We start from the raw sequence: 13,444 nt of genomic DNA on the forward strand, positions 1-13,444 counted from the left end.
TCCGTTCAGGGATTCCCTAAGAGACTGCTCTCAAGGGTTCCGGGGGTCGTTGGAAAGGGCGGCGACGCCGACGATCTCGATGCCGCGCATGGCAGCCTCCTCGCTCCATTTGGCGATGGCGTCGACGCTTTCATCGAAAGCCGAGGCGACACCGATCGCCTGGCCATTCTTGCGGGCGATGCGCTCGAGCTCATCAAGCTTCTTCAGGACCGCGTTGATATCGAGCTGGCCGTCGAGCTGCAGATCGGCGAAGGCATAGGGCAGTTGGGTTCCCTTGGCGACTGCCGCCGTCTTTGACTGCGCCGACGTGCCATCGTCGAGGAACAGCAGCCCGCGCTTGCCGATATCGCGCATGACAGGTTCCATGGCAGTGGAATCGGACAGGAAACGACCGCCGAGATAATTCATGACGCCGGTGTAATTGGTGATCTCGCCCATTGCCTTGTGCAGGTTCTCGATATTGCGGGCCACGGGTTTTGTGGTCAGCAGCGTCTCCGGGCCGGGATCGTTCGCCGGGTAATCAAAGGGCTCGAGCGGCACCTGCAGCAGAACCTCGTGGCCGCCGCGGCGAGCTTCCTGCATCCAGCGCTGCAGGCTGTTGCCGCTTGCGGCAAAGGCGAAGGTGATTTCTTCAGGCAATTCAGCGATGGCGCGCTGCGTCCCGGTCTGGCTGAGCCCGAGGCCGCTGACGACGATGGCGATGCGGACGCCGCGCGCGCCGGACGAGGGACGGGCATATTGATCCATCGGCCGTCGGCCATCGGGACCGACGATCGGCAGCCTGCCGAAAGGGGTATCTTCGAGCAGCGCTTCATTCGGCTGGGCCGCCATGCGCGGATCCTGGCCGATCTGCATGGCATCCACCAGCACCGGCCCGCTGCCGTCGCGCGGGCGGGGGCTGTATTTGGTGACGACGGAGCCGTCGCCGGTGGCCATCTGCTCGACATTGGCGCCCGAGCGCGGTTCGGCGCGCGGCATGCCGTCCGCCGCCTGGTTGGTGGTCGTCGTCGGTGGCTGAGGGGTATCGGAGGGCGTCGTTACGGCTTGTTCGGCCGGTAGTTTGGTACGTTCGAGGCCATCGCCGCGAAACGCCGTATAGAGGGAAAAGCCGCCTATCGCGAAAAGACAAAGACTGGCGGCGATGCGGCCGAGGCGCAGAACACCCGGGCGCCGGCTGCCGGCTTTGCGGTTGCGGCCCAAAGGCGCATGCAGGTCCGTTCCCAATTTTTCACCCGCTCCAAAACCGGGAAACAGCAGAAAGGGTCAAGGCCGGGCGGTGCCCGGCCTTGAGGTGATCATTACTTGGCGACGACTGCCTTATCAGGGTTTGGCGGGAAAGCCGGATCGGTCTTCTTACCACGCAGCAGATCGAGCGCGTAGTTAAGCTGAACGTCGTCCTTCGGATCCGGCGGGACATAGGCAACCGAGCCCGACCCTTCGTCGGTCTCGCTCTGGCCCTTGATATGGCCGCGCAGGCTGGATTCGCCTTCGGTCACCATCTTGCCCTGCAGTTCCTCCGGCAGCGGCTCCTCGACCTTGATGTCGGGGGTGATGCCGGTGCCCTGGATCGAGCGGCCCGACGGCGTGTAATAGAGCGCCGTGGTCAGGCGCAGCGCGCCGTTTTCGCCGAGCGGGATGATCGTCTGGACGGAGCCCTTGCCGAAAGAGCGTGTGCCTAGAACGGTGGCGCGACGCAGATCCTGAAGAGCGCCGGCGACGATTTCCGATGCGGAGGCCGAACCGCCGTTGATCAGCACGATAACCGGCTTGCCATCCGTCAGGTCGCCCGGGCCGGCATTGAAGCGGCGGGTTTCATCGGGATTACGGCCACGGGTCGAGACGACTTCGCCGCGCTGCAAGAGGGCGTCGGAGACGTTGATCGCCTGGTCAAGCAGACCGCCCGGATTGAGGCGCAGGTCGAGGACATAACCCTTCAGCTTTTCGGCCGGCACGGTGTCCTTGATCTTCTTGATCGCCTTTTCCATGTCGGGATAGGTCTTCTCGGTGAAGGAGATGATGCGGAGATAACCGACATCGTCCTCGACACGCGACTTGACGGCCTGGACGGCGACGACGTCACGGACGATCGTCAGCTCGATCGGCTTGTCGGCGCCCTTGCGGATCAGCGTTAGCTTGATCGGGGTGTTGACCGCGCCGCGCATCTTTTCGACGGCGTCCTCAAGCTTCAGGCCGCGCACGGACTGGCCATCGATCTCGGAGATATAATCTCCGGCGAGAACGCCGGCCTTGGCGGCGGGCGTGTCGTCGATCGGGGTGATGACCTTGACGAGCTCGTCTTCCATCGTGACTTCGATGCCGAGGCCGCCGAACTCACCCTTGGTCTGGGTGCGCATATCCTCGGCGTCCTTCGCATTCATGTAGCTCGAATGCGGATCCAGCGAGGAGAGCATGCCGTTGATGGCGTTCTCGATCAGCTTGTCCTCGGCCGGCGGCGTCACGTACTGGGCGCGCACACGCTCGAAGACATCGCCGAACACCGAGAGTTCCTTGTACGTGGACGATCCGGCCGCTTCTGCCGGCACACCCGCCGAGTAAATAACGCTCATGGCGGTCGCACCCATCAATGCGCCGACCAGAACAAGAGAAGCCCTACGAATCATTGCGTGCCTTTCCAGTGTCTTTGGCGGTCCACCACGGTCGGGAATCGACCGGTTTACCGTCCTTTCGAAATTCAATGTAAAGCGTTGGCCGGTCCGTTTCCAGCGCCAATGCAGTTGCGCTTGCCACTCTTTTCGCGCCCATCACGGCGAGCGGCTCGCCGGCGAAAACGAATTTTCCCTGACGGGTATTGATCGTCTCCATTCCCGAGAGAACCAAGTGGTAGCCATCGCCGGTGTCGAGGATGATCATCTGGCCGTAACTGCGGAAAGCGCCGGCGAAAACCACCAGGCCATCGGCAGGCGCCGTCACCACCGTCTCCGGATTGGTGGCGACCGTCATTCCCATTGCCTCGTGCCCGGTGCCGTCGGCATCGCCGAACTGGCGCAGGATATCGCCCGCAACGGGCACCTCCAATTTCGCCTTCAATTCTCCGAAGGGATATGCGGGCGCAATGCGGTTTTTATCGGGCACGCCGCTGTCGGCCAATGCCTTGGCCTGGGCGCGCTGCTCGTCGGTCATCAGCTTGCGATTCTCCTCCGCCTGGCGAGCGGCTGCAGCCGCATCGCGCACCGAAGCGATCTCGGATTCCATCGAGGCGACAAGGCCTTCAAGGCTGGTCGCCTTGCCCGCCAGTTCCTCGGAGCGTTTCCTCTCGGCCTCGAGTTCGGCGGCATTGCTGCGGCTGAGCTTGTCGTTTTCGGCAAGCAGCAGGTCCATGCGCCGTTCTTCCTCGATCCCGTTCGTCATCGTCGCGGTCAGGCCGGCCTTCTCGGCAGCACTTGCGGTCTGCAAAGCGGCGAGGCTTGCAAGGTCTCCGGCAAGCTTGTCTGTCTCCTTGCGGATGCCGGGTACGACGGCGCCGAGCAGGATGGCGCTGCGCACCGAGGCGAGCGCGTCATCGGGGGTGACGAGCAAAGCGGGCGGCGGGTTGCGGCCCATGCGCTGGAGCGCTGCCAGCACCTCGGCCAAAAGGCCGCGGCGCTCGTGCAGCGAACGGCGGATGCCATCCTCCTTGACGCCGAGATCGGCAAGCTTCTTTTCGCTTGCGAGGATCTGCTTATCGAGCGCCTTGCGGCGGGCGGCGGACTCGATCAGCGCCTGGCGGATGCTTTGCGTGCTCTTGTCCAGATCGGCGATGCTCTGTTGAAGCGCGCTCACCTTGTCGCTGGAAAGACTGATCGTTTTCGACAGGGTTTCCAGTTCGGCACGGGTCTTGTCCCGTTTGGCGGCCAGTTCGGCGGCCGGATCGGGTGGCGGCGGCTCGGCTGCCGGCTGCGGCGCGGATTGTGCCGCTTCAGGCGCGGCGTCCTGCGCCCGGACGATGAAGGGATTTGCCGACGCGGCAATCACCGCCACACCGACGCCGGCCGCAATAGCCGGCAGGATCATGCGGTGTCGCCTGGTTGCTTCTCTCGTCATGCGTGTTAGGGCACTTTCTGAAATCGCGCGGAGACTAAGCTGATTTGGCGCGCTTTGCCAGAAAGTTTGGAGCACAACGGCCCGCAGGCAGAACACGGCTGCGTGACCATGCGAATTGCCGAGGCATAAGGCCGGTGGGGCATCAGACGCGGTGATAGGGGTGGCCGGACAGGATGGTCACGGCGCGATAGAGCTGTTCGGCGATCAGCGTGCGCACGAGCTGATGCGGCCAGGTCATCTTGCCCAGACAGAGGGTAGCGTCGGCACGGTCGTAGAGGGAAGGATCGAGGCCGTCGGCGCCGCCGATGGCGATCGTCAGGTCGCGTTTGCCCTGGTCGCGATAGGAGCCGAGCAGGCTGGCGAAGGCTTCACTGTCGAGCGCCTTGCCGCGTTCGTCGAGAAGAATGAGAATGCTGCCATCGGCAAGCGATTTCAGAAGCATCGCCGCTTCGTCGCGCTTGCGGGTTTCCGCATTGGAGGCGCGGCTTTCGGCAACTTCGGCAACACGGGCAAGTTCGAGGCCGACGGCAGGGCCGGCCTTGGCGAAACGGTCGAAGTAACGGCCGGCAAGATCCTTTTCGGAGCCGGATTTCAGCCGTCCCACCGCAAAAAGACCAATTCGCATTCATCCGCTCCCGCTGATGCGGCACGTCGGGCGCACAAGGCGCCGCCGGCCGATTTTCATATCTCCGGCCAGCCAATGCCACGCTCAGGCGCCGGACAGAATGCCGGCCCGCCTGTCAGTGCCGTGTTTCTTCATCCATATCCGGAGCCGCCCACATCTTTTCGATGTTGTAGAACTCGCGGATTTCAGGACGGAACACATGCACGATAATGTCACCGGTGTCGATCAGCACCCAATCGCCGCCCTCCTGACCTTCGACGCGGGCCGTGCCGAGGCCGTCGTCCTTCAGGTCGGTGAGCAGGTGATCCGAGATCGCCATGACATGCCTGTTCGAGCGGCCGGAGACGACGATCATGTAGTCTCCCAGCGCCGATTTTCCGGCAATGTCGATGGTGACGATATCTTCAGCTTTGGAGTCCTCGAGGCTGGCGAGGACGGTTTCTAGGGCACGGGCGGCGGCATCGGCGCCACGTTCCGCACTCTTCGGGATAACGGCGAACGTTTTTCCCTTGGCGTGTACTGTTGTCAGTGCTTTCCCTTTCCTGGAATGACAAACCATGCACAACACAGATCCGATCGAGACCGGATCATGGTTAAGATAGGCATCAAACCATTAATGTTTCAAGACGTGCTAAGATACAGAACGGTCGAAAATCCGATCTGGCGTCCGAATTGAAGAATATTGCCACGCGGGCTGCTTGTGGGGGCGGTGTACAGTTTCCGTACCGCGGCGTAAAGTGCGGCAAATTTCACGATTTCACGATTCGATGACCGATCCAGCCGCCAAAACACTCGTGCCCGTCCTGCGAATCAGCTTCCCGGATGAGGATCGGCTCGGTCACGGCAAGATGGAGCTCTTGGAGCATATCCGCGCGACCGGATCGATCTCGGCGGCGGGGCGGGCGATGGACATGTCCTATCGCCGCGCATGGTTGCTGGTCAGCGAGATGAACCGGATGTTTTGCGAACAGGTGGTGGAGCCGCAGCGTGGCGGCCAGAAGGGCGGCGGCGCGGCGCTGACGCCGTTCGGCGAGGAATTGCTTCAGCGTTTCCGCCGGATGGAAAAGACGATGCGCGAAAGCCTCGCCGAGGATCTCTCCTGGCTCGAAGGCAAGCGCAATCCATAGGGAGGCACAGTCTGTGGAGAGCGGATCAGGCCTCCAGAGCAACCGTCTTGATGACGGCGAAGACCGTCTTGCCGGGGCGAAGATCGAGGCGCTCGCAGGATAGCGCAGTGATGCGCGAAAGAATGGCGTCGCCGCCGCAGTCGATCCGGATTTCGACGGTTCCGTCCTCGTCCGACGATATGGCTTCGATCCTGCCTTCGAGAATGTTCAGCGCGCTCAGGCCCTCGGGCCTGGCGGTCGCCAGCATGACGTCGCGCGCCGGAATGCGGATGCGCACCGGCTTGCCTGAAGCAAGCGCTGCGCTCGGGATATGCAGCTGAGAGGATTTCAGGGCGACGGTCGACAGGCGGTGACGCACATCGAAGCTTTCGACGGTGCCTTCGAGCAGTGCGCCTGCCTCTTTCCGGTCGGCCGCCGCAGAGGGACGGCTCAAGATGTCGACGGCCGGGCCGGTCGCTTCCACCTTGCCGTCGCTGAGGATGACGACCTGATTTGCCAGCCGCGCCACCTCCGCGATCGAATGGCTGACATAAATGATCGGAATTTCGGTCTGATCCCGCAATCGCTCCAGATAGGGCAGGATTTCGGCCTTGCGCGCCTCGTCGAGGGCCGCCAGCGGCTCGTCCATCAACAGCAGCCGGGGCGCGGAGAGAAGGGCGCGGCCGATGGCGACGCGCTGCTTCTCGCCGCCGGAAAGTTTTCCGGGACTGCGCTCCAGCAGCGGCTCGATGCCGAGCAGGTCGACGATGCGATCGAAGTTTTCACCGCGTTGGGTTTTCGCCGTAAACCAGCGGCCGTAGCAAAGATTGGCGCGGACGCTGAGATGCGGAAACAGCCGGGCCTCCTGGAAGACATAACCGAAGCGGCGGCGATGTTTCGGGACGAAGGCCCCGGTTTTGGTTTCGGTCAGGATCTCGCCGTCAAGGACGACGCGGCCTTCGTCCGGGCGGGCGAGGCCGGCGATGATGCGGATCATCGAGGTCTTGCCGGAGCCGGAGCGGCCGAACAACGCGGTGACGCCACGTTCGGAGGTGAAGGCGGCGTCGAGCAAAAAGCCGCCGAGCTTCTGTTTTGCTTCGACGATCAGCGTCATTCCGGATCAATCCTTTGGCCGGCCAGGCGGGCGAGGAATTCGGAGGCGAGCAGCGTGGCCATGGAAATGACGATGGCGACAAGCGTCAGGCGCAATGCGCCGGCATCGCCGCCCGGCACCTGGGTGAAGGTATAGATCGCGGCCGACAGCGTCTGGGTTTCGCCGGGAATGTTGGAGACAAAGGTGATCGTCGCGCCGAATTCGCCCATCGCCTTGGCGAAGGAAAGGATCATGCCGGTGATGATGCCGGGCAGTGACAGCGGCAGGGTGATCGTCAAAAACACCCAGGCGGGACCGGCGCCAAGCGTTCCGGCCGCCTCTTCCAGCTTGCGGTCGACCGCCTCGATCGACAGACGGATGCTGCGCACCATCAGCGGAAAGGCCATGACGGCGCAGGCGAGCGCTGCGCCCGTCCAGCGGAAGGAAAAGACGATGCCGAAATACTGGTCGAGCAGGCTGCCGATCGGACCGCGGCGGCCGAACAGGATGAGAAGAAGGAAACCGGTGACGACGGGCGGCAGGATCAGCGGCAGGTGAACGATGCCGTTCAGCACCGACTTGCCCCAGAAGCGGCCGCGGGCAAGCAGCAGGGCGACGAGGATGCCGAAGGGCAGGCTCGCCAGCATGGCGACAAAAGAGACGCGCAGGCTGAGCAGAATCGCCGTCCATTCCTCGTTGCTCAGGCCCAATATATCCAAATGCGGCTATCTCTCTCGAAAATTCGGTGTCACCCGGTGTCTGCCCTTCATCCGGCTGCCGCCACCTTCTCCCCGTAAACGGGGTGAAGGGGATATGCCGCGACCTCTCCGTCCCTCGCTAACCTTTCGCAGGGCAGGTCCCCTCTCCCCGCGAGCGGGGAGAGGGTTAGGGTGAGGGGCAGCCATCGACTCGAACCGGACAGGAGGCGCGCCTAAGTGCTTCACGCTAAGCTGTCACCATCGATTCCGCAATTAATTCAACCCATCATTTCAGCACAGTGAAACCCTGCGCCGTGAAGAAGGCGGCTGCCTTGTCGGACTTCAGGAAGTCGAGATAGGCTGCCGCATCGGGGTTCTTGCTCTCGGCAAGAATTGCGATCGGATAGATGATCGGCGAATGGGAATCGGCCGGGAAGATGCCGACGACGGCAACACCCTTATCGGCGGCGGCGTCGGTCTGGTAGACGATGCCATAGGGCGCTTCGCCGCGGGAGACGAGGGCGAGAGCGGCACGCACGCTTTCGGCGCCGGCGACCTTGGTTTCCACGGATTTCCAGATGCCGAGTTTGTCGAGTGCGGCCATGCCGTATTTGCCGGCCGGAACCGATTTCGGCTCACCCATGGCCAGCTTGCCGTCACCCAGAAGTGCTGCGAGATCGAAGCCCTGCTTGATCTCGACCGGCTTTGCCTTGGCCTTTTCGGCAACGAGCACGATCCGGTTTCCAAGCAGATTCGAACGGGTATCGGCCTTGATGAGGTTCTTCTCGGCGACGTAATCCATCCAGGCAAGGTCGGCCGAGATGAAGACATCGGCGGGTGCCGCGTTTTCGATCTGCTTGGCCAGTGCCCCGCTTGCCGCATAGGAGACGACGGCTTCCTTGCCGCTTTCCTTGGCCCAGGCGGCATTGGCGGCATCGAGCGCATCCTTAAGGCTTGCCGCCGCAAAGACGGTCAGCTTCCGCCCGCTGCGGCGGGCGTCGGAAGCGCTGCTGCGCCGAGCCACAGGGCGGTGATTGCGGCGGTTGCCAGTTTCATCCATTGGCGGCGGTTCTGCATGATTTACTCCCCACGGTTCGAAATATTGCGAGGAATATAACGATGCTCAAGGCTTGGCTAGGGATATATCCAGCAAAATATAACCGTATCGGCTGGGCACCCGGCATTCATGTATTCAACAAGCGCATGGGTTTCGGAGAATAACAGATCCAGGCGCGAACTGGCGAGGGGATCCAGACGGCATGCTATGGCGTGCCCGGGCAAAGGGTGTCTGGTTAGTCCTGCCGATAAAAACGGCAGAATCCCGCGCTTCGCCATCGACAGGATTGCATCGCTCGCATTGCTGCATTGCACAAATCGATATTCACCTTCCTGCGGAATGTGGTAAAACATACTCATCGAAACGGCATTCTCCTCCTCCCATAAGCCGTTCGACAGGGTCGACAACACTCCTCCTCCCAGTTGTCGATCGAGTTTATAAGCCCGACGGATCCTCCCCCGTCGGGCTTTCTCGTTTCTGGGATTTCCCGAAAGCATGTCGCGCAAAAGTGTGCAGCGGTTTTGCGATAACGACATGTGTAAAAACAAAGACTTAAAGCGCAAGGAGCGAATCTGAAAGATCGCGATGCACTTTAAGAATTGGTCTATTCCGAGCCGTTGCGGATTGCCGTCGAGCTCAGGCCGGAGCGCGGCCCGTGGATGAAGGTCCAGGCCGGCGCGGGTTTTTTCCAGAGAATGCGCGCGTCGTCCTCGTCGACGCGGGCGAAATCAAAGGTCCTCGTCATCTTCGAGGAGAGGTAGGAGAGCGTCGCGCCCGGCCGGTCGATCACGGCGATCGGGAAGGTGCGGACGATTTCCTGCCATTTCTGCCATTTGTGGAAGGTCTGCAGGCCGTCGGCGCCCATGATCCAGATGAAATGCACATGCGGATTGCGGGCCTTGACCCAGGCGAGCGTATTGGCGGTGTAGCTGACGCCGAGAGACTGTTCGAAGGCGGTGACTTTGACGCGCGGATCGGCGGCGACACGCTCGCTTTCGGCAATGCGCTCGGCAAGCGGTGCCAGCTGGTTGCGGCTTTTCAGCGGATTGCCGGGGGTGACCATCCACCAGAGTTGGTCGAGGCCGAGGCGCTTGATGGCGATCTCAGCGACCAGCGCATGGCCCTGGTGCGGTGGATTGAACGAACCGCCGAACAGGCCGACGACCATGCCGCGCTCGCTGTGCGGCATGCGGAGATAATGCCGGTCCAAACTCTCCGCCGTCACGTCAGGGCCGCGTCTGTCCGGCGCCGTGCACCCGATATTTGAACGAGGTGAGCTGTTCGACGCCGACCGGGCCGCGGGCATGCATCTTGCCGGTGGCAATGCCGATTTCCGCGCCCATGCCGAACTCGCCGCCATCGGCAAACTGCGTCGAGGCATTGTGCAGCAGGATCGCCGAATCGACCTCGGTAAAGAACCGCGCGACGACGTCGGGATCCTCGGCAATCACGGCCTCGGTATGGTTCGAGGAATATTTCTGGATATGGGCGATCGCGCCCGATATGCCGTCGACGACGGCGACCGAAACGATCGCGTCGAGATATTCGGTCGACCAGTCCTCTTCCGTCGCGGCCTTCAGGCCGGGCGCGACCTTCAGCACCGTTGGCGAAGCACGCACCTCGCAGCCGGCACTCGTGAGAGCCTCGAGCAGCGGCGTCAGATGCGTGCCGATCGCGGCACCATCGACGAGCAGGGTTTCAGCAGCGCCGCAGATGCCGGTACGGCGCATCTTGGCATTGACGACGATCTGCTTCGCCATCTCGATATCGGCCGAGCCATCGACATAGATATGGCAGAGGCCCTCGAGATGGGCGAAAACCGGCACGCGGGCCTCACTCTGGACGCGGGCGACCAGGCTCTTGCCGCCGCGCGGCACGATGACGTCGATTGCCCCGTCCAGGCCGCGCAGCATGGCGCCGACCGCGGCACGGTCGGTGACCGGGACGAGCTGGATAGCATGCTCTGGAAGCCCTGCCGCCTTTAGGCCCTCGACAAGGCAGGCATGGATCGCTTGCGATGAACGGCGCGAATCCGAGCCGCAGCGCAGGATCACGGCATTGCCGGCCTTGAGGCAGAGGGCGCCGGCGTCGGCCGTAACGTTCGGCCGGCTTTCGAAGATGACGCCGATGACGCCGAGCGGCGTGCGGACGCGCTCGATCTTCAAGCCGTTCGGCCGGTCCCAGGCGGCGATGACTTCGCCGACCGGGTCGGCAAGGGCGGCGATGGCGCGGATTCCCTCGGCCATTTCGGCGACGCGTTGGTCGTTCAACGTCAGCCGGTCGACGAAGGAGGCGAGCATCTCGCTGCCTTCGGTGTCTTTCAGATCCTTGGCATTTGCGGCAAGAATCTCAGCCTTATTCGCCAGGATCGCATCGGCCATGGCGTTCAACGCCCTGTTCTTCACCTCGGTGGGCGCAAAGCTCAGCGGTCGTGCGGCAGCCTTTGCCTTGCGGCCGATGTCGTTCATCAGCGCGTCAATCTCGGGGCTTAGCGCAACGGTATCAAGCATGGGCCGCGTCCTTCTTCTGCCTTTCCGATTTCGATCCGATCTGCGCGGTCATCACCAAGTCGTCGCGATGGACCATGGCGGCGCGGCCGGGATAACCGAGAATAGCCTCGATCTCCGCCGACTTGCGGCCGGCGATCCGCCGGGCGTCTTCGGCATCATAACTGACAAGCCCGCGGGCGATCTCGCGGCCGGCGGGACCGATGATCGCTACCGTATCGCCGCGGCTGAAGAGGCCGGAAACGCTGCGCACGCCGGCGGGAAGCAGGCTCTTGCCGGCGCCGAGTGCCGTGACGGCACCGTCATCGACATGCAGTTCGCCGGCCGGTTGCAACTGTCCGGCGATCCAGGTCTTGCGGGCGGTCACCGGCGTGCCGGACGGGGCGAACCAGGAGGAACGGGCGCCGTTTTCGATTGCCGACAGCGGGCTGTCGGTCTTGCCGGAGGCGATGATCATGGCGCAGCCGGATGTCGTCGCGATCTTGCCGGCATCGATCTTGGTGCGCATGCCGCCGCGCGAGAGCTCGGAGGCCGCGCCCCCTGCCATCGCTTCGATCTCCGGGGTGATTTCGGAAATCGTCTCCAGGAATGTCGCGTTCGGGTCGAGATGGGGCGGTGTGGTGTAGAGCCCGTCGATATCGGAGAGAAGGACGAGCAGGTCGGCGCCGGTCATCGTCGCGACGCGGGCGGCCAGGCGGTCATTGTCGCCATAGCGGATTTCGCTGGTGGCGACCGTGTCGTTCTCGTTGATGATCGGCACGGCGCCGATTTTCAAAAGCTGATTGATGGTGGCGCGCGCATTGAGATAACGGCGGCGCTCCTCGGTATCGCCAAGCGTCAGCAGGATCTGGCCGGCGACGATCTCGCCGCGCGACAGGCTTTCCGACCAGGCGCGCGCAAGCACGATCTGGCCGACGGCGGCGGCGGCCTGGCTTTCTTCCAGCTTCAGCGCGCCGGAGGGCAGGTCGAGCACCGAGCGGCCGAGCGCGATGGCGCCGGAGGACACGACGAGCACATCGATGCCTTTGGCTTTCAGGCCCGCAATATCGGCGCACATGGCGTCGAGCCATGCCTTCTTCAGGCCGGCCCTGCGGTCGACCAGCAGCGCCGAGCCGATCTTGATGACGATGCGGCGGTAGCGTCCAAGCGGCTTACGGCTGGTCATCGGCCCCATCCTCGCCAACGTCCTCGCCCTCATCGGTGACGACCATGTCGCGGTGGCGCTGCTTCGGCACTTTAGCCGGCTTTTCCTCGGCATTTTCCTCGACGATGACGTCGCGCAGCGCGCGCAGCACCTCGGTCATGCCCTTGCCGGTGACGGCCGAAATCTGGAACGGCGTCTTGCCGCAGGCCTTGGCCAATTCCTTCGTCTTCTTCTTCAGTTCAGCCTCGTCGAGCACGTCGATCTGCGACAGCGCCACGATCTCCGGCTTGTCCGTCAGCTCGTTGCCATAGGCTTCGAGCTCGTGTTTGACCGTCTTATAGGCCTTGCCGACCTTTTCTTCCTGGGCGGAGACGAGGTGCAGCAGCACGCGGGTGCGCTCGACATGGCCGAGGAAACGGTCGCCGATGCCGACGCCCTCATGGGCGCCTTCGATCAGGCCCGGAATGTCTGCCAGGATGAATTCCCGTTCGTCGATGGTGGCGACGCCGAGATTGGGATGCAGCGTGGTGAAGGGATAGTTGGCGATCTTCGGCCGGGCGCGGGTGACCGATGCCAGGAAGGTCGACTTGCCGGCATTGGGCATGCCGACGAGGCCGGCATCGGCAATCAGCTTCAGCCGCAGCCAGAGGGTCTTTTCCTCGCCGGGCAGCCCTGGATTGGCCCAATCCGGCGCCTGGTTGGTCGAGGTCTTGAAATGGGCGTTGCCGAAACCGCCATTGCCGCCACGGGCGAGGCAGTAACGCTGGCCTTCGACGGTGAGATCGCAGATCAGCGTTTCCCGGTCTTCCTCGAAGATCTGGGTTCCCACGGGAACCTTCAGCGTCACGTCACTGCCGTTGGCGCCGGTGCGGTTCCTGCCCATGCCATGGGTGCCGATCGTCGCCTTGAAATGCTGCTGAAAACGGAAATCGATCAGGGTGTTGAGGCCGTTGACGGTCTCGACCCAGACGTCGCCGCCGCGTCCGCCATCACCGCCGTCGGGGCCGCCGAACTCGATGAATTTCTCGCGCCGGAAGGAAACGCTGCCCCCGCCGCCGTCTCCGGATCGGATATAGACCTTTGCTTCGTCGAGAAATTTCATTTTACTTCCAGTATCCGGTGGCAGTTGGACGGCCCGTCTTGGCCCATTCGATATAGGCGGTTCCGACGGAG

The 13,444-nt window shown here is 63.0% G+C and carries 12 protein-coding genes and 1 pseudogene; 1 reads left to right on the plus strand and 12 read right to left on the minus strand.

Annotation, left to right across the window (positions count from 1 at the left end):
- Nucleotides 1-30: 30 nt before the first annotated feature.
- The 5 genes from ACS4RS_RS08150 to rsfS all read right to left on the minus strand — a co-directional run bounded on the left by ACS4RS_RS08150 (nucleotide 31) and on the right by rsfS (nucleotide 5,225).
- Nucleotides 31-1,224 (minus strand): divergent polysaccharide deacetylase family protein, encoded by a 1,194-nt coding sequence (locus tag ACS4RS_RS08150; protein ID WP_439011382.1) that lies wholly within the window; start codon nucleotides 1,222-1,224, stop codon nucleotides 31-33.
- A gap of 74 nt (nucleotides 1,225-1,298) precedes the next feature.
- Nucleotides 1,299-2,621, minus strand: a complete 1,323-nt coding sequence (locus tag ACS4RS_RS08155; RefSeq protein ID WP_439011381.1) for a S41 family peptidase — start codon at nucleotides 2,619-2,621, stop codon at nucleotides 1,299-1,301.
- On the minus strand, nucleotides 2,611-4,011 hold the full coding sequence (locus tag ACS4RS_RS08160; protein WP_439011380.1) for a peptidoglycan DD-metalloendopeptidase family protein: 1,401 nt from the start codon (nucleotides 4,009-4,011) through the stop codon (nucleotides 2,611-2,613). The genes ACS4RS_RS08155 and ACS4RS_RS08160 overlap by 11 nt, the downstream gene beginning before the upstream one ends.
- A 172-nt stretch (nucleotides 4,012-4,183) precedes the next feature.
- Entirely contained in the window at nucleotides 4,184-4,666 is a 483-nt protein-coding gene (gene rlmH / locus ACS4RS_RS08165; protein ID WP_439011379.1) for a 23S rRNA (pseudouridine(1915)-N(3))-methyltransferase RlmH, read from the minus strand.
- 115 nt (nucleotides 4,667-4,781) lie between these two features.
- A complete protein-coding gene (gene rsfS, locus ACS4RS_RS08170; protein ID WP_003589592.1) occupies nucleotides 4,782-5,225 on the minus strand; it encodes a ribosome silencing factor in 444 nt (147 codons plus the stop codon).
- A gap of 208 nt (nucleotides 5,226-5,433) precedes the next feature.
- Between rsfS and ACS4RS_RS08175 the strand changes: the two genes are divergently transcribed.
- Nucleotides 5,434-5,793: a winged helix-turn-helix domain-containing protein gene (locus tag ACS4RS_RS08175; RefSeq protein WP_439011378.1), complete on the plus strand. Its 360-nt coding sequence runs from the start codon at nucleotides 5,434-5,436 to the stop codon at nucleotides 5,791-5,793.
- 25 nt (nucleotides 5,794-5,818) lie between these two features.
- On the opposite strand, the gene modC is transcribed toward ACS4RS_RS08175, so the two are convergent.
- The 7 genes and pseudogenes from modC to obgE all read right to left on the minus strand — a co-directional run bounded on the left by modC (nucleotide 5,819) and on the right by obgE (nucleotide 13,373).
- On the minus strand, nucleotides 5,819-6,886 hold the full coding sequence (gene modC, locus ACS4RS_RS08180) for a molybdenum ABC transporter ATP-binding protein (protein WP_439011377.1): 1,068 nt from the start codon (nucleotides 6,884-6,886) through the stop codon (nucleotides 5,819-5,821).
- Nucleotides 6,883-7,584, minus strand: a complete 702-nt coding sequence (gene modB / locus ACS4RS_RS08185) for a molybdate ABC transporter permease subunit (RefSeq protein ID WP_439011376.1) — start codon at nucleotides 7,582-7,584, stop codon at nucleotides 6,883-6,885. Before modB ends, modC begins: the two co-directional genes overlap by 4 nt.
- 265 nt (nucleotides 7,585-7,849) lie before the next feature.
- A pseudogene (modA, locus tag ACS4RS_RS08190) lies at nucleotides 7,850-8,640 on the minus strand (molybdate ABC transporter substrate-binding protein).
- A gap of 584 nt (nucleotides 8,641-9,224) precedes the next feature.
- Nucleotides 9,225-9,809 (minus strand): nicotinate-nucleotide adenylyltransferase, encoded by a 585-nt coding sequence (locus ACS4RS_RS08195; protein WP_439011869.1) that lies wholly within the window; start codon nucleotides 9,807-9,809, stop codon nucleotides 9,225-9,227.
- A gap of 37 nt (nucleotides 9,810-9,846) precedes the next feature.
- Nucleotides 9,847-11,130, minus strand: coding sequence for a glutamate-5-semialdehyde dehydrogenase (locus ACS4RS_RS08200; protein WP_439011374.1), 1,284 nt, complete (start codon nucleotides 11,128-11,130; stop codon nucleotides 9,847-9,849).
- Complete coding sequence (proB, locus tag ACS4RS_RS08205) at nucleotides 11,123-12,292, minus strand: glutamate 5-kinase (RefSeq protein ID WP_439011373.1); 1,170 nt, start codon at nucleotides 12,290-12,292, stop codon at nucleotides 11,123-11,125. Before proB ends, ACS4RS_RS08200 begins: the two co-directional genes overlap by 8 nt.
- Entirely contained in the window at nucleotides 12,279-13,373 is a 1,095-nt protein-coding gene (obgE, locus tag ACS4RS_RS08210) for a GTPase ObgE (RefSeq protein WP_439011372.1), read from the minus strand. Before obgE ends, proB begins: the two co-directional genes overlap by 14 nt.
- Nucleotides 13,374-13,444: the final 71 nt, after the last annotated feature.

Source organism: Rhizobium sp. F40D2 (assembly GCF_051810745.2).
Classification (GTDB): domain Bacteria; phylum Pseudomonadota; class Alphaproteobacteria; order Rhizobiales; family Rhizobiaceae; genus Rhizobium.